At 66.1% G+C, this 19626-nt stretch carries 21 protein-coding genes and 1 tRNA gene; 13 read left to right on the forward strand and 9 right to left on the reverse strand.

The window, feature by feature from the left end; translation table 11 throughout:
* Positions 1–67: 67 nt before the first annotated feature.
* The gene (gene apbC / locus LF63_RS10595) at positions 68–1165 is read right to left on the reverse strand and encodes an iron-sulfur cluster carrier protein ApbC (RefSeq protein WP_043101639.1); all 1098 of its coding nucleotides are present in this window, start codon (positions 1163–1165) and stop codon (positions 68–70) included.
* Between the two features lie 172 nt (positions 1166–1337).
* Here apbC and LF63_RS10600 point away from each other — a divergent pair, with 172 nt between their 5' ends.
* Together LF63_RS10600 and metG are read left to right on the forward strand one after the other, a co-directional pair.
* A complete protein-coding gene (locus LF63_RS10600) occupies positions 1338–1859 on the forward strand; it encodes a DUF2147 domain-containing protein (protein WP_081945183.1) in 522 nt (173 codons plus the stop codon).
* Positions 1860–2011: 152 nt separating this feature from the next.
* Positions 2012–4081, forward strand: a complete 2070-nt coding sequence (metG, locus tag LF63_RS10605) for a methionine--tRNA ligase (RefSeq protein ID WP_043101640.1) — start codon at positions 2012–2014, stop codon at positions 4079–4081.
* A gap of 271 nt (positions 4082–4352) precedes the next feature.
* On the opposite strand, the gene LF63_RS10610 is transcribed toward metG, so the two are convergent.
* The gene (locus LF63_RS10610) at positions 4353–4640 is read right to left on the reverse strand and encodes a hypothetical protein (RefSeq protein ID WP_043101642.1); all 288 of its coding nucleotides are present in this window, start codon (positions 4638–4640) and stop codon (positions 4353–4355) included.
* 67 nt (positions 4641–4707) lie between these two features.
* On the opposite strand from LF63_RS10610, the gene LF63_RS10615 reads away from it, so the two are divergent.
* A complete protein-coding gene (locus LF63_RS10615) occupies positions 4708–5346 on the forward strand; it encodes an RnfABCDGE type electron transport complex subunit B (protein WP_043101643.1) in 639 nt (212 codons plus the stop codon).
* Here LF63_RS10615 and LF63_RS10620 read toward each other — a convergent pair.
* Positions 5343–6374, reverse strand: coding sequence for an SDR family oxidoreductase (locus tag LF63_RS10620; protein ID WP_043101644.1), 1032 nt, complete (start codon positions 6372–6374; stop codon positions 5343–5345). The two genes, LF63_RS10615 and LF63_RS10620, sit on opposite strands and share 4 nt — an antisense overlap.
* On the reverse strand, positions 6371–6973 hold the full coding sequence (locus tag LF63_RS15295; protein ID WP_152569318.1) for a TetR/AcrR family transcriptional regulator: 603 nt from the start codon (positions 6971–6973) through the stop codon (positions 6371–6373). The genes LF63_RS10620 and LF63_RS15295 overlap by 4 nt, the downstream gene beginning before the upstream one ends.
* Positions 6974–7107: 134 nt before the next feature.
* Between LF63_RS15295 and nth the strand changes: the two genes are divergently transcribed.
* Positions 7108–7749 carry an endonuclease III gene (gene nth, locus LF63_RS10630; RefSeq protein WP_043101646.1) on the forward strand — a complete coding sequence of 214 codons (642 nt, stop codon included), beginning with the start codon at positions 7108–7110 and terminating at the stop codon, positions 7747–7749.
* 115 nt (positions 7750–7864) lie between these two features.
* On the opposite strand, the gene LF63_RS10635 is transcribed toward nth, so the two are convergent.
* Positions 7865–8914, reverse strand: coding sequence for a porin (locus tag LF63_RS10635; RefSeq protein ID WP_043101649.1), 1050 nt, complete (start codon positions 8912–8914; stop codon positions 7865–7867).
* Positions 8915–9182: 268 nt separating this feature from the next.
* Here LF63_RS10635 and LF63_RS10640 point away from each other — a divergent pair, with 268 nt between their 5' ends.
* The 8 genes from LF63_RS10640 to phoU all read left to right on the forward strand — a co-directional run bounded on the left by LF63_RS10640 (position 9183) and on the right by phoU (position 15450).
* Positions 9183–9677 (forward strand): hypothetical protein, encoded by a 495-nt coding sequence (locus tag LF63_RS10640; RefSeq protein WP_043101652.1) that lies wholly within the window; start codon positions 9183–9185, stop codon positions 9675–9677.
* 53 nt (positions 9678–9730) lie between these two features.
* Positions 9731–10390 carry a ribonuclease T gene (gene rnt, locus LF63_RS10645; protein WP_043101654.1) on the forward strand — a complete coding sequence of 220 codons (660 nt, stop codon included), beginning with the start codon at positions 9731–9733 and terminating at the stop codon, positions 10388–10390.
* Between the two features lie 20 nt (positions 10391–10410).
* The gene (locus LF63_RS10650) at positions 10411–10701 is read left to right on the forward strand and encodes an FmdB family zinc ribbon protein (RefSeq protein ID WP_052394975.1); all 291 of its coding nucleotides are present in this window, start codon (positions 10411–10413) and stop codon (positions 10699–10701) included.
* Between the two features lie 216 nt (positions 10702–10917).
* Entirely contained in the window at positions 10918–11937 is a 1020-nt protein-coding gene (gene pstS, locus LF63_RS10655) for a phosphate ABC transporter substrate-binding protein PstS (RefSeq protein WP_043101656.1), read from the forward strand.
* A 109-nt stretch (positions 11938–12046) separates the two neighbouring features.
* Positions 12047–13021, forward strand: coding sequence for a phosphate ABC transporter permease subunit PstC (gene pstC, locus LF63_RS10660; RefSeq protein WP_043101659.1), 975 nt, complete (start codon positions 12047–12049; stop codon positions 13019–13021).
* A 2-nt stretch (positions 13022–13023) separates the two neighbouring features.
* On the forward strand, positions 13024–13890 hold the full coding sequence (gene pstA / locus LF63_RS10665) for a phosphate ABC transporter permease PstA (protein WP_043101661.1): 867 nt from the start codon (positions 13024–13026) through the stop codon (positions 13888–13890).
* Positions 13883–14695, forward strand: a complete 813-nt coding sequence (gene pstB / locus LF63_RS10670) for a phosphate ABC transporter ATP-binding protein PstB (protein WP_043101662.1) — start codon at positions 13883–13885, stop codon at positions 14693–14695. Before pstA ends, pstB begins: the two co-directional genes overlap by 8 nt.
* Before the next feature lie 47 nt (positions 14696–14742).
* On the forward strand, positions 14743–15450 hold the full coding sequence (gene phoU, locus LF63_RS10675; protein WP_043101665.1) for a phosphate signaling complex protein PhoU: 708 nt from the start codon (positions 14743–14745) through the stop codon (positions 15448–15450).
* Positions 15451–15469: 19 nt separating this feature from the next.
* Here phoU and LF63_RS10680 read toward each other — a convergent pair whose 3' ends face one another.
* From LF63_RS10680 to rnr, 4 genes are read right to left on the reverse strand one after another with little or no spacing between them, the layout of a single operon-like run.
* Positions 15470–15757: a CBU_0592 family membrane protein gene (locus tag LF63_RS10680; protein WP_043101667.1), complete on the reverse strand. Its 288-nt coding sequence runs from the start codon at positions 15755–15757 to the stop codon at positions 15470–15472.
* A gap of 14 nt (positions 15758–15771) precedes the next feature.
* Positions 15772–16146: a hypothetical protein gene (locus LF63_RS10685; protein ID WP_052394977.1), complete on the reverse strand. Its 375-nt coding sequence runs from the start codon at positions 16144–16146 to the stop codon at positions 15772–15774.
* A 14-nt stretch (positions 16147–16160) separates the two neighbouring features.
* Positions 16161–16904: a 23S rRNA (guanosine(2251)-2'-O)-methyltransferase RlmB gene (gene rlmB, locus LF63_RS10690; RefSeq protein ID WP_043101668.1), complete on the reverse strand. Its 744-nt coding sequence runs from the start codon at positions 16902–16904 to the stop codon at positions 16161–16163.
* Complete coding sequence (rnr, locus tag LF63_RS10695; RefSeq protein ID WP_052394979.1) at positions 16901–19360, reverse strand: ribonuclease R; 2460 nt, start codon at positions 19358–19360, stop codon at positions 16901–16903. Before rnr ends, rlmB begins: the two co-directional genes overlap by 4 nt.
* Positions 19361–19483: 123 nt before the next feature.
* Between rnr and LF63_RS10700 the strand changes: the two genes are divergently transcribed.
* Positions 19484–19568, forward strand: a tRNA-Leu gene (locus tag LF63_RS10700).
* The last annotated feature ends 58 nt before the right edge of the window (positions 19569–19626 follow it).

Raw genomic sequence — 19626 nt, forward strand, 5'->3', positions numbered from 1 at the left:
AAGTGTGCGGCGACGATCCGCGCAACATACCTGCTCGTGCGCAGCGTCGCCATACGAAAGCTTGCTGTCAGGCCTGCGGCGGCGCGCCCTGCACCACCACCTTGCCCAGTCCCAGCGACTTGTTCCGCGGACGCAGCGAAAGCCGCCCTGCGGTGTTGCGCGCGATGGCGCGGTAGCGCGCGGTGAGGTCCGAATCCGGCATCGCGGCCACCGTCGGCGTGCCGCTGTCGGCCTGTTCGCGGATGCGCAGATCGAGCGGCAGGCTGCCCAGCACCGGCACGTCGTACTGCGCGCTCATGCGCGCCGCGCCGCCTTCGCCGAAGATGTGTTCCTCGTGGCCGCAATTCGTGCACACGTGGGTGGCCATGTTCTCGACGATACCCAGCACCGGCACCTCGACCTTCTCGAACATCTTCAGTGCCTTGCGCGCGTCGAGCAGGGCGATGTCCTGCGGCGTGGTGACGATCACCGCGCCAGCCACCGGAATCTTCTGCGCCATCGTCAGCTGGATGTCGCCGGTGCCCGGCGGCAGATCCAGAATCAGATAATCGAGCGCGTCCCAGCGAGTGTCGTTGAGCAGCTGCGTCAGCGCCTGCGTGACCATCGGGCCGCGCCAGATCATCGGTGTCTCTTCCTCGACCAGCAGACCAATCGACATCATCTGCAGACCGTGCGGCGTCTTCGGCGTGATGGTCTTGCCGTCGGGCGAATCCGGGCGGCCTTCCGCGCCCAGCATGCGCGGCTGACTGGGGCCGTAGATGTCGGCGTCCAGCACGCCCACGCGCGCGCCCTCGGCCGCCAGCGCCAGCGCCAGATTCGCGCTGACCGTGGACTTGCCCACGCCGCCCTTGCCCGAGGCCACGGCGATGATGTTCTTCACCCCCGTCAGCGGCGCCAGCTTGCCCTGCACCTGATGCGCGTGCACCCGGCTGGTGATCGAGACCACCGCACTGTCGACGGCGGCGTCGGCCTCCAGCGCCTCGCGCGCCTGCTGCGCCAGCGCCTCCCGCGCGCCGTGCGCCGGATACCCCAGTTGCAGATCGACCGACACGCGCGCGCCGTCCACGCCCACGGCGCGGACGCAGCCGCCAAGGCCGAGGCCGGTATGCGGATCGACGACACGTTCCAGGATCGAACGAACCCGGTCTTGATCGAGAGCTGTCATGGGAGGCCGTGCGTGCAAAGTCAGACCGCCATTATGCCGCAGACGTCAAGCCGCCAGGCGCGGACCGCGCGTCATGGATGCACGGCGAACCGTATGGCGCGTTGCAGCTTGACCTGACCGCCGGCACTGGGCACGCTCGCTGCCATACGTCCACGTATGGGAGGAGACCATCATGCTGTCCTTGCGCCAAACCCTCGCCACCGCCGCCCTGCTGCTCGCCAGCCTGCCGGCCCTGGCCGCCAGCAACTCGCCCGTGGGCACCTGGAAAACCATCGACGACGACACCGGCCAGGCCAAGGCCATCGTCCAGATCACCGAACACGACGGCGTACTCGAAGGCAAGATCCTGCAGGTGCTGAAGTCCGACGACGGCCCGCATCCGATCTGCAAGAAGTGCGACGGCGCGCGTCACAACCAGCCCATCGAAGGCATGACCTTCGTCTGGGGCCTGACCCGCGACGGCGACGAATGGGACGGCGGGCGCATCCTCGACCCCAAGAGCGGCAAGGTCTACAAGGCCAGCATGCAGCTGGTCGACGGCGGTCAGAAGCTCAAGGTCCGCGGCTACATCGGGTTCTCGCTGCTGGGCCGCACCCAGGTCTGGCTGCGCACCGAGATGCCGGAACCGGCATCGATGCCGGCCGCATCCTCCGCGCCGATGTCGCCGCAAGCCGGCGACGCCATGCAACACTGACCGAAGCGCTTTCCCGCCAAAGCCCGGACCGGTGTCCTGCCGGCCCGGGCTTTGGCGTTTCAGAAAGGACGCAACGCCGCGCCCGCGCTGGTCCGGGGCCGCCGCTCCCTGCCATAATCCCACGCTTGTCACGCCTTACCGGAACCGCACGCATGAATCGCCGCATCCTGGCCACCTGCGCCCTGCCCTACGCCAACGGTCCGATCCACATCGGGCACATGGTCGAGCACGTCCAGGGCGACATCTGGGTGCGCGCCATGCGCATGGCCGGGCACACGGTGCACTTCGTCTGCGCCGACGATGCCCACGGCACGCCGATCATGCTGCGCGCCGAGCGCGAGGGCATCACGCCCGAACAACTGATCGCCGACAGCAACACGCAGCATCAGGCCGATTTCCGCGATTTCCACATCGGCTACGACCACTATTCCAGCACGCACAGCCCGACCAACCAGGCGCTGACCGTGCGCATCTACGAGGCGCTGCGCGACGCCGGGCATGTCGAGTCGAAGCCGATCCTGCAGTTCTACGATCCGGACCGCGACATCTTCCTGCCGGACCGCTTCATCAAGGGCGAGTGTCCGAACTGCCACAGCAAGGATCAGTACGGCGACTCCTGCGAAGTCTGCGGCAAGACCTACGCGCCCACCGACCTGATCGAACCGTATTCGGTGATCTCCGGCGCCAAGCCGGTGCAGAAGGAGTCCGTGCACTACTTCGTGCGCCTGGGCGATTTTGAAGCTATGCTGCGCGCATGGCTGGCCGAACGCCGCGAAGCCGGCGCTCTGCAGGGTGAGGTCGTCAACAAGCTGGAAGAGTGGTTCACCGACGGCCTGCGCAGCTGGGACATCTCGCGCGACAAGCCGTACTTCGGCTTCGAGCTGCCGGACGCGCCGGGCAAGTTCTTCTACGTGTGGCTGGACGCGCCGGTGGGCTACCTGGCCAGCTTCAGCGACTACGCCGATGCCAACGGCCTGGACAAGGACGCCTTCATCGAGCGCGATGCCGCCGCCGCGGCCGGCACCGAGATGGTGCACTTCATCGGCAAGGACATCACCTACTTCCACACCCTGTTCTGGCCGGCCATGCTACACGGCACCGGCCTGCGCACGCCGACCGCGGTCAACGTGCATGGCTTCCTGACGGTGAACGGCGCGAAGATGTCCAAGTCGCGCGGTACCTTCATCAACGCGCGCACCTATCTGGATCACCTCGACCCGGACTACCTGCGCTACTACCTCGCCGCGCTGCTGGGACCGACGCTGGCCGACCTCGACCTGGACTTCAAGGCCTTCGAGGACCGCGTGAACTCGCACCTGGTCGGCAAGTGGGTCAACATCGCCAGCCGCTGCGCCGGCTTCGTGCACAAGTTCTTCGACGGCAAGCTGGCCGCCCGCATCGACCCGGAACTGCGCCAGCGCTACGACGACGCCGTCGCGCGCCTGGACGCCTGCGCCGCGCTGTTCGAGAAGCGCGAGTACGCGCATGCCATGCGCACGGTGATGAGCGTGGCCGACGACACCAACGCCTGGATCGCCGAGAAGGCGCCGTGGAAGATGGCCAAGGACGACAGCCTGCGCGACGAGTTGCACCAAGTCTGCTCGATGGCGATCAACCTGTTCCGCCTGCTCAGCGCCTGGCTGAAACCGGTGGTGCCGGCCACGGTGGCGCGCGCGGAAACCTTCCTCGCCACCGAAACGAGCGCGTTCGCCGACGTGCGCGAACCGCTGACCGACCACCTGCTGGCGGCCTTCCAGCCGCTGATGACCCGCATCGACCCCAAGAACATCGAAACCATGATCGAAGACGCCAAGGAATCCCTCGCCCCCGCCGCCGCGCCGACGCCGGCCCCCGCTCCCGCCCCGGCCGCCGCCGAGGACAAGGGTCCGGCCACCATCGGCATCGACGACTTCGCCAAGCTCGATCTGCGCGTGGGCAAGGTCGTGGCGTGCGAGCACGTCGAGGGCGCCGACAAGCTATTGCGCTTCGAGCTCGATGCTGGCGACCTGGGCACGCGGCAGATCTTCTCAGGCATCAAGGCGGCCTATCCGGAACCGGAAAAGCTGATCGGCCGCAACGTGGTGTTCATCGCCAACCTCGCGCCGCGCAAGATGCGCTTCGGCCTGTCCGAGGGCATGATCCTGTCCGCCGGCGAAGGCGGCACGGACCTCAACCTGATCGAGGTCGACGCCGCGGCCAAGCCGGGCGCCAGCGTACGCTGAGCCAGTCGGCATGCACGGACGCATGCCCTTCGACTCGCCCCGATCCTGTCTCTGACGAGCGTCGCGCTGCTCACCGCCGCGACGCCCGCGAACGCCTATGCCACCGACGCGATCCACACCGTGCTGACGCCGGCCTATCCCGACGGCGCCATGCCGTATCGCATCGATCGCGGCCGCCTGACCTGTACCGTGCGCAACGCGCACGAGTCCATGACGGCACCCGTTATCCGCTGCCGCAGGACTGGCAGGTACTGCGCCGACGTTTGAGCGCTCAGTCGCGCACGTAGGTCACGAAGAAGCCTTCCAGGTCGCCGTTCTCGTTGTAGGCCACCATCTGCGCGAAACGATAGCCCTTGGCGGCGTACTCGGCCTCCGACTTGGTCAGCTTGCGCGCCATGTGGTTCTTGCGCATGCCGAACGTGGCGTCGACGAACACCGTGACGGTACGCGGCTGGTCGCCCGAAGTGGCATGCGCAAAAGCGCCGCTGGCGACCAGCGAACCGCCGACCAGGCACATGGTGAGAACGATCAGGACGGCGATGGACAATCTCGATTTCATGCTCGTGCTCCGTTGCGCGACAATGCACCGATGCTAACGGACCGGTGCCCGCGTGACTGACGATTCCATGAACCTCGCCGACCGCATCGATGCCCTGCTGCCACAGACGCAGTGCGAGCAGTGCGGCTACCACGGCTGCCGCCCCTACGCCGAGGCCATCGTCGCGGGCGAAGCCGAGATCAATCAGTGCCCGCCCGGCGGACGTGCCGGCATCGACAAGCTCGCCTCGCTGCTGGGGCGTGCGGCCCTTCCGCTCGACCCCGCCCACGGCGTCGAGAAACCGCGCACGCTGGCGCGGGTGATCGAAGCCGACTGCATCGGCTGCACCAAGTGCATTCAGGTCTGCCCGGTCGACGCCATCCTCGGTGCCAGCAAGCAGATGCATACGGTGATCGCCGACCGCTGCACCGGCTGCGAACTGTGCGTGCCGGCCTGCCCGGTCGACTGCATCGCGCTGGACCCGATGCCGCTGGCGCAGATCGACGCGGCCCACGCCGACGCCGCGCGCGAACACTTCCGCCAGCGTGAAGCGCGCCTGGCGCGAGACCGCCGCGAACGCGAAGCCCAGCTCGCCGCGCGCAAGGCCGCCATGCACGCTCCTGCCGCGCCCGACACCGGCGACGACGGCATCCGCAAGAGCATCACCCGCAGCGCGGTGCAGGAAGCCATCGCCCGCGCCAAGGCCAAGCGACGCGACCCGCGCTAGTCGTCGCCCTCGGCATCGACCAGCCCCAGACGCAACAGACTCTGCGCCGTGGCGACGATCGCCTCCTCGCTCGAGCGCGGCGACCAGCCGAGCAGGCGCCGCGCGCGCTCGTTGCTGGCCCGACGCACCTTGTTGAGATTCGGAACCATCGAACGAACCCGGGCGTTCCGCAGCGCAAGGACCCGCAGCAACCATGCCGGCGCCTGCTTCGTGGGCACCCGTTCGGCGGCTGCACCGAGCCGACGGCGCAGCATCGCCGCCACGTCCGCCATCGACAGCGGTTCTCCAGCAACGGCCAGAAAGCGCTGCCCGGCGGCCTCCGGCGCCAACATGGCACGCACATGGAGATCGGCCACGTCACGCACATCGACCACGCCGAAGAAGATCGGCGGACAGCGCGCGATCGAACCGTCGAGCATCTGACGCACGATCTGCGTCGATGCAGACAGCCTCCGGTCCAGCACCGGCCCGAAGATGCCCGTCGGGTTGATCACGGTCAGTTCCGTGTCGCCGGAGGCCTCCGCCATATACGCCCACGCCGCGCGCTCGGCCAGCGCTTTCGACTTGATGTATGCGCCCACGCCGCGTGCGTCGACGTCAGTCCAGTCCGACTCATCAAATGGCGCATCCTGTGGCGGATGGCCGTAGCCGATGGCCGCGAACGACGACGTCATGACGACGCGTCGCACGCCGGCCGCGCAGGCTGCCCGCAGCACGCGCAAGGCGCCCTCGCGCGCTGGCACGATCAACTCGTCTTCGTGTTTCGGATCGCCGGCCGGGAATGGCGAGGCCACGTGCATCACCACCTCGCAACCCTCGACCGCCGCCGCCCAGTCCGCGTCGCGCTCAAGGTCGGCGCGAACGAACGAAAGCGCATTCGTCTCGCCTGCCGAAATCGCCTCACGCACCGTCCGGGCGCGATCCATCGAACGTAGACTGCCGCGCACCTCGTGCCCCGCGGCCAGCAACTGCTGCGCGACATGCATGCCGACGAAACCGCCGACCCCGGTCACCAGCACGCGGCTCATGCCTGTTTCTCCCGGTGGCGGCTGGGCACGCGCTTCGCACCCGTTCCGCAACACGCGCGGATGCAGAGGGCGACGGAGGCGAGGAAACGCTCCCGGGTCTGGTCCGGTTCCTTCCAGGTCAGCCCGAACCGGAACAGGACATCCGCCAACTCCGCCGGCGTGCAGGCCACATCACATTCGACCGACGTCGCCAACGCTTGCGTAAGCTGTGCGCGGAACGCCTGCTTGTAGCCCTCGATGGCCTCGGCCGACAGGCGATGACCGGCTGTGATGACGTCGAACGAAGCCGGCGTGAAGGTTTCCAGATGCCGACCGAACCACGCGTCCATCGCTGCCAGCAGGCGCGCGCGCACATCGGTATCGGGCAGGCTCAACGCCGCCTCGACACGTTTCAGCCCCTCTTCGAGATACCGCTGCATCGCGGCGGTGAAGAGGGCCTCCTTGCCTGCAAAATGCTGATACAGGGACGGTTTGGAAACGTCCGCCGCTGCCGCAAGCTGCTCCACCGTTGTCTTACGGTAACCGTAATGACCAAAGACGCGGATGGCAGCATCCAGGATGGCCTGTTGCCGCGGCGTGTGATTTGGAAAATCGGACATGTTTACCAACTTAACCAAAATAGCTCTTTTGGTAAACACCTCGCCACCTCACCGAACAGACCGGTCGCGCGATCATTGGGCCGCGCGAGCGGGAAGCGTAGAATCGCGGTTTCCCTGAATCACGCACCCTGCCGATGAAGCGAGCCGATGTCGAGGAACTGTTCCGCCGCCTGCGCGAACTCGATCCCAAGCCCACCACCGAACTCGAATACGACACGCCGTTCCAGTTGCTGATCGCGGTGATCCTGTCGGCGCAGGCCACCGATGTCGGCGTCAACAAGGCCACGCGCAAGCTGTACCCGAAGGCCGGTACGCCGCAGGCGATCCTGAAACTGGGCGAGGACGGACTGAAGCGCTACATCAACACCATCGGCCTGTTCAACGCCAAGGCCAAGAACGTCATCGCCACCTGCCGCATCCTGATCGAGCAGCACGACGGCGAAGTGCCGCGCGACCGCGCGGCGCTGGAAGCGCTGCCGGGCGTGGGCCGCAAGACCGCCAACGTGGTGCTCAACACCGCCTTCGGCGAACCCACCATCGCTGTCGACACGCACATCTTCCGCGTCTCCAACCGTACCGGACTCGCACCGGGCAAGACCGTCCACGCGGTCGAGCAGAAGCTGCTCAAGGTGGTGCCGAAGGAGTTCATGCAGGACGCGCACCACTGGCTGATCCTGCACGGGCGCTACGTGTGCAAGGCGCGCAAGCCGGATTGTCCGCACTGCGTGCTGGCGGACCTGTGCCGCTTCAAGTCAAAAACCAAAGCCGACGCCTGAAAAAGGAAACGGCGGGCTGCCTGCCCGCCGTTTCTCCGTCCCTGGGAATCTGCTTGGTGCAGGCGTCCTGCCTGCGGGACCATCCTGGCCCTTCCGTGTTGCAGCTTCGTGAAGCTTAGAACTTCACTTCGCCCCACACGCCGATTTCGTCGGTCTTGGTGTTGGCGACGTGGATCGGCAGCGGCGTGGCGGCGGTGTAGTTGCCCTTCTCGTGCTTGTACACGGCGGCCAGCTTGAAGCCCTTGGTCACCTGGAACTCGACACCGGCGTTGTAGTAGGTGTCCTTCTTGGCCGAATCCAGATCCTTGCTCAGCTTGGCGTTGTCGTAGCGGGCGAAGGCGGTCACGCCGTCGGCGATGCCGACGCTGGCCCACACCGAGTAGCCGTCGGCCTTGTCGCTGAGCGGGCTCGTCACGTTGTTCCAGTTCTTGGCGGCGAAGTACTCGCCACCCACACGGAACTTCTCGCTGACATAGGCCACCAGCAGGTCGCCGCGCGTAGCGGTGTTCTGCGCAGCCATGGTCTGGGTGTCCTTGCCGAGCTTGCCGGAGTAGCCGCCGGCCGCGACCACCAGGCCGTCGATCGGCATGATCGCGACGCGACCTTCAAAGTCCACGCTCTTGCTGCGATCCGGATGCTTGTAGCCGCCGCCGTTCACGACCGCCGCCTCATAGCTGAACATGCCGCTCTGGCCGACCTTGCCGCCCAGGTGCACGCCCCAGTCAGCCGAGTTGCCGAACTTCAGGCGATCGATGAGGGTGTTCTCGACGTAGCGGAAGCCGTACATGTTCTCGACGAACGGAATCCAGGGCATGTCGGCCGAACCGATGCGCAGCACGGCGGCATCGCTGAACTTGCCCTGCACGTAGGCCTTCTTGACGAACAGGTTGGTCTCGCCGTCGCTGGCCACGTAGTTGAAGTCGGTGGTCAGGTTGGCCGACCAGATGTCGTCGAACTGATGGCTGACGCTGAGGTAGAAACGCTTGACGTCCGTGCCGGTACCGGTCTTGTCGGTCTTGCCGGTGTCGCTGTTCTTCTGGTCGATGTGGGTGACATCGAAGTACATCTTGCCGCCGATGGTGGTGTCACCGGTGGCGGCGTGGGCGGTCACGCTGGCCGCGCTCAGGGCGACGGCGATAGCGGTGGCGACGAGTTTGCAACGCATGGGAAGGACTCCTTCGTTTGAATCTGCCGGCGTGCACGGCACGGCGCCGTGCATCCCCTCGGTGAGCATCAACGGTCTTGTTAAATCGCCGTGATGCCGCGCAGCATGACGGCGAAATTTGACCGTTGTGTTGGCGACAGATGACGAATTGATGACACACCGACATCGCACGAGCGCCTCCGCCCCGCTGCAAAGGAACTGTCATGTTCCGCTGGCAGGCTCCACGTACGCGCCGCGCGCCGCACGCGTGTATCCAAGGAGTTCTTTCGTGACCGCTTCCCGCTCGCTCTCTCTTTTCCTCGTCGCATTTCTTTCCCTGTTCTCGGTGTGCACGACCGTGCACGCGCAGTCGATGCCGAAACCGGCACCGCTGGAAGAGCGCATGTCGCACGCCGAGTTCATGCGCCTGGGCCTGGACAAACTGTCTCCCGCCCAGCTGAAGGCGCTGAACGTCTGGCTGCAGACGCACGGCGAACGCGGTCCGTCGATGGACGACTACGTCCCGCGCAGCGCGCGCGCCGCCGGCGACGACATGGGCGACGCCGACATCCACAGCAGCATCGTCGGTGCCTTCCGCGGCTGGGACGCCTACACCGTGTTCACGCTCGCCAACGGCCAGCACTGGAAAGTCAGCGAAGACAGCCAGATGACCATGCGCAGCATCGACAACCCGAAAGTCACGCTGCGCAAGGGATTCCTCGGCAGCTGGCTGCTCAGCGTCGACGGTTCGCGCGAGAGCGTGCGCGTGTCGCGCGTGAAGTAAAGCCCGCCCGCGAAGCGGCCCGGCGCGCTTGACCGGGCTGCTATGCTGCGCCGATGGACAACGCTCTTTCCCAGCCCGTGACGCGCATGGCCAATCGCTTCCGCGGGTTTCTGCCCGTGGTCGTCGACGTGGAAACCGGCGGTTTCGACTCGCAGCGCGACGCGCTGCTGGAGATCGCGGTGGCGGTCACGCGCATGGACGGCGACGGCGTGCTGCACTTCGACGCGCCGGTGCTGGCGCGAGTCAAGCCGTTCGAAGGCGCCAACCTCGATCCACGCGCGCTGGAAGTGACCGGCATCGATCCGGATCACCCTCTACGCGCCGCCGTGCACGAGCGCGAAGCATTGGACATGGTGTTCAAACCCGTGCGTGAGGCCGTGCGCGCCAGCGGCTGCCAGCGCGCGGTGCTGGTCGGCCACAACGCCGCCTTCGACCTGAGCTTCCTCAACGCCGCGGTGGCCCGCTGCAACCACAAGCGCAATCCGTTCCATCCGTTCAGTTGCTTCGACACCGCCACCCTGGGCGGCCTGGCCTACGGACAGACCGTGCTCAGTCGCGCCGTGCAGGCCGCCGGATTCGAATTCGACGCGCGCGAGGCGCACTCGGCGCTCTATGATGCGGAACGAACGGCACAGTTGTTCTGCACCATCGTCAACCGCTGGAAGGAACTGCAGGATCTCGAACGCGACCACGTCGGTCTGCCCATCGCCTGAAAAAGCCGCATCCGAAGCCCATGCCCATCTACGAGTACGTCGCATCGACCGCACAGCATTGCGAACGCTGTCGCTCGGGCTTCGATGTATTGCAGCGTCTGAGCGACGCGCCGCTGCAGCAGTGCCCGGATTGCGGCGCACCCGTGCAGCAGCGCATCGGCGCGCCCGCCGTGGTCGCCGGCAACAGTCACCGCACCAGCGAAAGCCACCTGGAAAAGCACGGCTTCACGCAGTACCGCAAGGTCGCCAAGGGCGTGTACGAGAAGACCGCGGGCAAGGGACCGGCGCATATCGCCGACGACGGCAAATAAGTTGCGACGATGAACCATGCGCGGCAAGCGCACGCAAAAGCGCAATGAAATCATGTCTATAACCATGAAACATGACATCGTGTCGAAACAACCTTGCCGCTTTGTTTCATGGCCTGTCATACAGCTGAAACACTAGACTCATTTCATTGCAACACGCGTGGCCTACAAAGGCGCCAGGCGGGCAAACGCCTGAGACCGAGAATCCGAGGAGTTACCGTGTTCAATTCCATCAAAACGCGCATCGCCATCGTCGCTGCCGCTTCCCTGTTCAGCATGGCCGCGGGCGCGACCGACGTCACCGGCGCCGGCTCCAGCTTCGTCTACCCCGTGCTGTCCAAGTGGTCGGCCACCTACGCCGAGAAGACCGGCAACCACATCAACTATCAGTCCATCGGTTCGGGCGGCGGCATCGCCCAGATCAAGGCCGGCACCGTCGACTTCGGCGCTTCCGACAAGCCGCTGGACGAGTCCGACCTGAATGCGCACGGCCTGGGCCAGTTCCCGATCGTGGTCGGCGGCATCGTGCCGGCGCTGAACGTGCCGGGCGTGAAGACCGGCCAGATGGTGCTGGACGGCCCGACCCTGGCCGACATCTTCCTGGGCAAGATCAAGAACTGGAACGACCCGGCCATCGCCAAGCTGAACCCGGGCGTGAAGCTGCCGTCGATGCGCATCAACGTCGTGCATCGTTCGGACGGTTCGGGCACCTCCTTCAACTTCACCAACTTCCTGTCCAAGGTCAGCCCGACCTGGAAGAGCGAAGTGGGCGAAGGTACCGCGGTCAAGTGGCCGACGGGTATCGGCGGCAAGGGCAACGAGGGCGTCTCCGCCTACGTCGGCCAGCTGAAGGGCTCCATCGGTTACGTCGAGTATGCCTACGCGCTGAAGAACCACATCAACTACGCGCTGATGAAGAACGCCGCGGGCAAGACCGTGAAGCCGGACAGCGAAACCTTCTCGGCCGCCGCCGCGACGGCTGACTGGGCGCACGCCAAGGACTTCCACCTGATCATGACCAACGCTCCGGGCGCCAACGCCTGGCCGATCACCGCCACCACGTGGGCGATCATGTACAAGAAGCCGAAGAACGCCGCCAACACCAAGGTCGTGTTCGACTTCTTCAAGTGGTCCTACGAGCACGGTCAGAAGCAGGCCGAGTCGCTCGACTACGTGCCGCTGCCGGACAGCCTGGTCAAGCGCATCGAGAACTACTGGAACACGCAGTTCTCGAAGTAAGCACCCCTACTCCGGTATCGTTACGATGATGCCGAGCTAAGCAAGGCGACACGCCGGGATCCTCCGGCGTGTCGCGTTTTCGTCTCACGCAACGCGGAACGCATTGCCGATGAACGCCACCAGCCTCCCCGCCGAACCCCGCGACAGCGATCAACGCGCCTTGCGCGATGCCCGCAACGACCGCCTCTTCCGTCTGATACTGAAGTGCTGCGCACTGCTGGTGCTGCTGACGCTGCTGGGCGCCGCCGCGTCGACCCTGTGGGGCGGTCGCGAAGTACTGTTCGGCCATACCTGGGAATTCCTGACCACCTCGGACTGGAATCCGGTCGAGAACAAGTACGGTGCGCTGGGTCCGATCTTCGGCACGCTGGTGACCTCGATCATCGCCATCGTCATCGCGGTGCCGGTCAGCTTCGGCATCGCTCTGTTCCTCAGCGAGATCGCGCCGAGCTGGCTGCGCACGCCGGTCGCCACGGCCATCGAGCTGCTGGCGGCGATCCCGTCGATCATCTACGGCATGTGGGGCCTGTTCGTGTTCGTGCCCTTCATGGCCGATCACGTCGAACCCAAGCTCAGCGATACCCTGGGCCAGTTGCCGATCATCGGCGCGCTGTTCGACGGTCCGCCGCTGGGCCTGGGCATTCTCACCGCGGGCATCGTGCTGGCGGTGATGATCATCCCGTTCATCTCCTCGGTCATGCGCGAGGTCTTCCAGACCGTACCGACGCGACTGAAGGAATCGGCCTACGCGCTGGGCTCGACCAAGTGGGAAGTGGTCTGGGACATCATGCTGCCCTACACCCGCTCGGCGGTGATCGGCGGCATCTTCCTCGGTCTGGGCCGCGCACTGGGCGAGACCATGGCGGTCACCTTCGTGCTCGGCAATTCCTACGACATCCAGGCCTCCCTGCTGATGCCGGGCACCTCGATCTCCTCGTCCATCGCCAACGAATTCAACGAAGCGGTCGGCACGCACCGCTCGGCGCTGATCGCGCTCGGCTTCCTGCTGTTCGTGGTCACCTTCATCGTGCTGATGATCGCGCGCCTGATGCTGCGCCGCCTGTCGCGTCGGGAGGGCAACTGAGCATGGCCGCCATCTACCGCCGCCGCTACGCCACCAACTTCATCGCGCTCACGCTCAGCGGCATCGCCACGCTGATCGGCCTGACCTTCCTGGCCTGGATCCTGTGGATCACGCTCAGCCGCGGCTTCAGCGCCATCGGCGTGCCGCTGTTCACCAAGATCACCGCCTATGCCGACCAGGGCGGTCTGGCCAACGCCATCGTCGGCAGCTTGCTGATGGACCTGCTGGCGATCCTGATCTGCGCGCCTGTCGGCGTGCTGGCCGGCACCTATCTGGCCGAGTATGCGCGCAAGACGCGCCTCGGCTCGATGATCCGCTTCCTCAACGACATCCTGCTGTCGGCGCCGTCGATCGTGCTGGGCCTGTTCGTGTACGTGATCGTGGTGCTGCCGATGACCTCGCTCAGCGGCGGCTCGGTCAGCTTCTCGGCGCTGGCCGGCTCCATCGCCCTGGCGCTGATCGGCTTGCCGGTGATCGTGCGCACCACCGACGAAATGCTGCAGTTGGTGCCCGGCACCTTGCGCGAAGCCGCGCTGTCGCTGGGCATCCCGCAGTGGAAATTGACCGTGCAGGTGCTGATGCGCGCGTCCGGCTCGGGCATCGCTACCGGCGTGCTGCTGGCGCTGGCGCGCCTGGCCGGCGAGACCGCGCCGCTGCTGTTCACCGCCTTCGGCAACAACTACATGGCCTACGGCCCGCTGGACAAGATGGCCAGCCTGCCGGTCGCCATCTACCAGTACACCAACGACCCCAACCCGGCGATGCACGCCATTGCCTGGGCCGGCGCGCTGCTGATCACGCTGTTCGTGCTGGCGCTGTCCCTGCTGACTCGACTGTTCTTCGCGCGCAAGAAGGTGAACCATGACTAGCTTCGCCGCCACCCCGACCACCACGGCCGACGCCCAGACGACGACGGCGTCGCGCACCCGCATCCAAGTGCGCGGGCTGGACTTCCATTACAACGGTTTCCATGCCCTGAAGCAGATCAGCATGGACATCCCCGAGCGCAAGGTGACCGCGATCATCGGTCCCTCGGGCTGCGGCAAGTCCACCCTGCTGCGCGTGTTCAACCGCATCTACGCGATCTACCCAGGCCTGACCGCGAGCGGCGAAGTGCTGCTGGACGGCGAGAACATCCTCGATCCGCGCTATTCCATGAACCGTCTGCGCAGCAAGGTCGGCATGGTGTTCCAGAAGCCCGTGCCGTTCCCGATGACCATCTACGAGAACATCGCCTACGGCATCCGCCATCACGAGAAGCTCAAGCGCAAGGCGATGGACGAGCGTGTCGAGGAAGCCCTGCGCAGCGCGGCGCTGTGGGACGAGGTCAAGGACAAGCTCAAGCAGAGCGCGCTGGGCCTGTCCGGCGGTCAGCAGCAGCGCCTGTGCATCGCCCGCGGCATCGCCCTCAAGCCCGAAGTGCTGCTGCTGGACGAACCGACCTCGGCGCTGGACCCGATCGCGACCGGCCGCATTGAGCAGCTGATCGAGGAACTGAAGAAGACCTTCACCATCGTCATCGTCACCCACAACATGCAGCAGGCGGCGCGCGTGTCCGACCACACTGCCTTCATGTACATGGGCGAACTGATCGAGTTCGGCAACACCGAGAAAATCTTCACCAAGCCGGACAAGAAGCAGACCGAGGACTACATCACCGGCCGCTTCGGCTGATTGAAGTACGCTGCCTGCGCACCGCGCGGACCACACGAGACGCTGCCATGAATACCTCCACCGATCACATCATCAAGAGCTACGACCAGGAACTGGACCGTCTGCGCGGCGAGATCGTGCGCATGGGCGAACTGGCGGTCGCGCAGTTGGAAGCATCCATCGACGTGGTCGAGCGCCGCGACGAGCGCGCCGCCCAGCGCGTAGTCGACAACGACGACGCCATCGACACGATGGAACACGAGATCAGCCACGGCGTGGTGCGCCTGCTGGCGCTGCGCGCGCCGATGGCCAGCGACCTGCGCGCGGTGTTCTCGGCCCTGCGCGTGGCCTCCGACATCGAACGCATCGGCGACTACGCCGCCAACGTGGCCAAGCGCTCGATCCCGCTGTCGATGGTCGCCCCGGTCTCGCCCGCGCACGGCCTGAAGCATCTGGCGCAGCTGGCCGCCGCCTCGGTGCGCAAGGTGCTCAACGCCTACCGCGAGGACGACGCCGACATGGCCTACGAGGTCTGGCGCGACGACGTCGACGTCGACGAAGCCTACAACGCCCTGTTCCGCGAACTGCTGACCTACATGATGGAAGATCCGCGCAGCATCACGTCCTGCACGCATCTGCTGTTCATGGCCAAGAACATCGAACGCATCGGCGACCACGCCACCAACATCGCCGAGAACATCTGGTTCGTGGTCAAGGGCGAACCGCTGGAAGCGCCGCGCAAGAAGGGCGACGAGCCCCACGTCACCCACGAGTAACGCGATGCCGCGACGCGTCCTACCAGGGCGCGTCGCGGTTGGCGTCGCGCGCCGCCCGGCGCGTCTTCACGCCGAACATCATGCCGTAGATGCTGATCAGCAGCCACGCGCCTTCCAGCAGGAAGGCCGACAGGTTGAACTCGCCGAACACCAGCGAAATCAGCACGCCGAGTGCACCCAGCGCATTCATCAGCTGATAGACCATGCGGTGCCCGTGCAGCTTCTGCGCCTGCAGCAGGAAGAACGCCAGCAGCACCAGCGCCACGCCGATCAGGCCAACCCAGACGTGCCAGGGTAGAAAGCTCATGTGCGCATCCTCGCTTAGATGGGGCCACCCTCATCATGCCGCTGCGGCTTCGAGCGCGCCAGCCTCGAGTGGGACGTCGCCGGAGACAACCACTGCCGCAGCGCATGAGACAACTCCCACTGCTCGAAACCCGGGGTGCGGATCGAGCCGTCTTCGGCAAGCGACGAAAAATTGAAGCCTTCCTCGACGTCTTCGTAGTACAGGTAGACCTCGCCCATACGCGCCACCAGAAAGACACTTTCAGTTTGGCCGAAACGCAGGATGGGCGCTGTCCGCAACGGGATGCGGCAACGCGCGAAGCATTCCCGCCATCGAGGCTCGCACGCAAGGAGCTGTTCGGCGATCAGCGCTTCCAGCGCTTCGGCTCGAATGGGCGCCCAGTCCTGCATCCGCGAACTCGGCGTCAGCCGCGCCGCTGACGCAGCGCCTCGAACAGCGCGATGCCGGCGCTGACCGAAACATTGAGACTTTCCATCGCGCCCGGCATCGGGATGCGCGCCAGGAAATCGCAGGTCTCGCGGGTCAGACGGCGCATGCCCTCGCCTTCGCTGCCCAGCACCAGCGCGCACGGTCCCTTGAGGTCGATGTCGTACAGGTCGGTCTCGGCTTCGCCGGCAAAGCCGGTGAGCCACACGCCGGCATCCTTCAACGTGCGCAAGGCACGCGCCAGGTTGGTCGCCGCCACCAGCGGCACACGGTCGGCGCCGCCGGCCGAGGCGCGACGTACCACCGGCGTCATGCCGACGGCGCGATCCTTGGGCACGATCACCGCCGTCGCCGAGGCCGCCGCCGCGCTGCGCAAGCACGCGCCGAGATTGTGCGGATCGGTCACGCCATCCAGCACCAGGAACAGCGCGCCGGGGCCCGCCTGCTCGGCCATTTCGGCCAGTTCCTGCTCGCCCAGCGGCTCCGGCGCGGCGTAGCTGGCCGCCACGCCCTGGTGCCGCGCGCCGTCGGCGACGCGATCGAGCTGATCGCGTGCGCACTCGGTCACAGCGATACCTTGCTTACGCGCACGCGCGGCCAGTTCGGCCACGCGCGCATTGCGCGCACCGCGCTCGATGCGCAGCTCGCGCACCCGCTCGGCATCGTTATCCAGAGCGCCGTCGACCGGGTTGATGCCGACGATCCAGGTGGTGTTGCTCATGTCTTGCGGCTCCCGCGCTTGCCGGCCGCGCGCTTCGACGCGGGCCGTTTCTTGCTATCGGCTTTCGCCTTGGATGTGGATTTGGTCTTGCTCTTCGCCTTCGGCTTGGCCTTGGCGTTCTTCGACGCCCGCGACGGATGGACATCCGCATGATGCGACTTCGCGGGACCGCCACGCTTGCGCTCGCCGCCGTCACGCTCACCGGAGCCAGCGCCGTCGTCCAGCAGGCGGAAGTCGATCTTGCGATCTTCCATGCTGGCGCGCAGCACCTGCACACGCACGCGATCGCCCAGGCGGAAGATGCGCCCGCTGCGCTCGCCCTTCATCAGACGACGCTCGACATCGAAGTGATAATAGTCGTTCGGCAGCTGGCTGACATGCACCAGTCCCGACACGCCGTGCCCGTCCAGTTCCACGAACAGGCCGAACGACGTCACGCCGGTCACGCGACCGTCGAACGCATCGCCGACGTGCTTCTCCATCCAGGCGCACTTCAGGCGCTCGTCGACGGCGCGTTCGGCTTCCTCCGCGCGACGTTCGCGCTGCGAACAGTGCGCGGCCATCTTCGCCATCTGCTCTTCGGAGTAGGTGTAGTGCTTCGGCTTGCCCTTGCGCAGCGCGTAGCGGATCGCGCGATGCACCAGCAGGTCCGGATAGCGGCGGATCGGCGAAGTGAAGTGCGCGTAGGCATCCAGCGACAGACCGAAATGGCCGTGGTTCTGCGGCAGGTACACGGCCAGGCTCATCGAACGCAGCAGCACCGACTGGATCAGCTCGAATTCGGCGTTGTCGCGCACTTTCTTCAGCAGCTTGTCGTAGTCGCCCGGATGCAGCTTCTCCAGCGGCGGCAGCGGCAGCTTGTACTGACGCAGGAATTCCTGCAGGTCCTCGTACTTGTCCGCCGGCGGCGACGCATGCACGCGGAACAACGCGGGAATCTTCTTGCTTTCGAGAAACTTCGCCGCCTGCACGTTGGCCGCGATCATGCATTCCTCGATCAGCTTGTGCGCATCGTTGCGCGGCGTGACCTCGACCTGGTTCACCTCGCCCTTGGCATCGAGGCGGAACTTGGCTTCGTGCGTGTCGAACTCGATCGCGCCACGGCGGCGACGCTGACCGTCCAGCGCCTTGTACAGCGCGTGCAGATCTTCCAGCACCGGCAGATGCGCGGACAGACGCTTGCGCGTGGCCGCGTGCTGCTCGCCGACGGCCTGCCACACCTCGTCGTAGGTCAGCCGCGCGTGCGAGCGCATCACGCCCTCGTAGAAGCGCGAACGGGTGACCTCGCCGCGCGCGCTGACGCTCATGTCGCAGACCAGACACAGGCGATCCACGTCCGGGTTCAGCGAGCACAGGCCGTTGGACAGCGCCTCGGGCAGCATCGGCACCACGAAACCCGGGAAATAGGTCGAGGTGCTGCGTTCATAGGCTTCGCCATCCAGCGCCGTGCCCGGGCGCGTGTAGTGCGCCACATCGGCGATCGCGACCAGCAGCCGCCAGCCGCCGCCGCGCTTGGGCTGGGCATAGACGGCATCGTCGAAATCCTTGGAGTCGTCGCCGTCGATGGTGACCAGCGGCAGACCGCGCAAGTCGGTGCGCCCGGCCAGATCGCTGTCGCGCACCTCGACCGGCATGTTCTCGACTTCGCCGATCACCGGCTGCGGCCATTCGTGCGGCAGGTCGTGCTGGGCGATGGCGACTTCCACCAGCAGCGACGGCTTCAGCCGCTCGCCGAGCACACTGACGATGGCGCCGATGGGGCCGCGCTTGCTGTTCGGCGGCTCGGTGATCTCGGCGATCACCACCTGCCCGGCGCGCGCGCCGTTGCAGCGGTCGGGCGGGATCAACACGTCCTGATGCACGCGGTCGTCGTCGGGCACCACCACGGTGATGCCGCGCTCGGTCACCACGCGACCGACGATGCGCGAGAAGCGCCGTTCCAGCACCTCGGCAATGGCGCCCTTGCGGCGGCCGCGACGGTCGACGCTGACGATGCTGGCCAGCACGCGGTCGCCGTGCAGCACCTTGCGCATCTCGAACGGCGACAGATACAGATCCGGACTGCCGTCATCCGGACGCAGGAAGCCGTAGCCGTCGGCGTTGGCGAGCACTTCGCCGGCCAGCAGATCGAGCTTGCGCGCCACGCCGTAGCCGTCGCGCCGGGTGCGTAACAGCTGGCCGTCGCGCACCATCGCGCCCAGACGCTTGTCCAGGGCCTGCTGGTCGACTTCGTCGGTCAGGTCCAGCGCCTCGGCGATGGCCTCCTCGCGCATCAGTTCGCCGCGCGCTTCCAGCAGCGCCAGAATCGCCTCGCGGCTGGGAATCGGGCGCGCATAGCGCTGCGCCTCGCGCTCGGCCCAAGGATCGGACGGCGCGCCGCCTTGCGGGGCGGAACCCGGCGCGGCGCCGGCCTGTTTGCCGGAACCCTTGCCGGGTCGTGTTTTCTTGTTGGTCACAACATTTCCTTGTGGGGTGATCCGCCGCCGTTCATGAAGAAAGTCGGCATGCGGATGTTGACAATCGGGCGTCAGGTGCCTATCTTACGCGGCTCGCAGCGCCGGTGGCGTTGCCCGCACCTTGCCCAGGTGGCGGAATTGGTAGACGCACTAGTTTCAGGTACTAGCGGGTAAAACCGTGGAGGTTCGAGTCCTCTCCTGGGCACCAATTTCAAGGTAACGCGACGCTCACATCCAGTCCCGATACCGCCCTGAGAACCCCGCCT

Source organism: Oleiagrimonas soli (assembly GCF_000761445.1).
Lineage (GTDB): Bacteria > Pseudomonadota > Gammaproteobacteria > Xanthomonadales > Rhodanobacteraceae > Oleiagrimonas > Oleiagrimonas soli.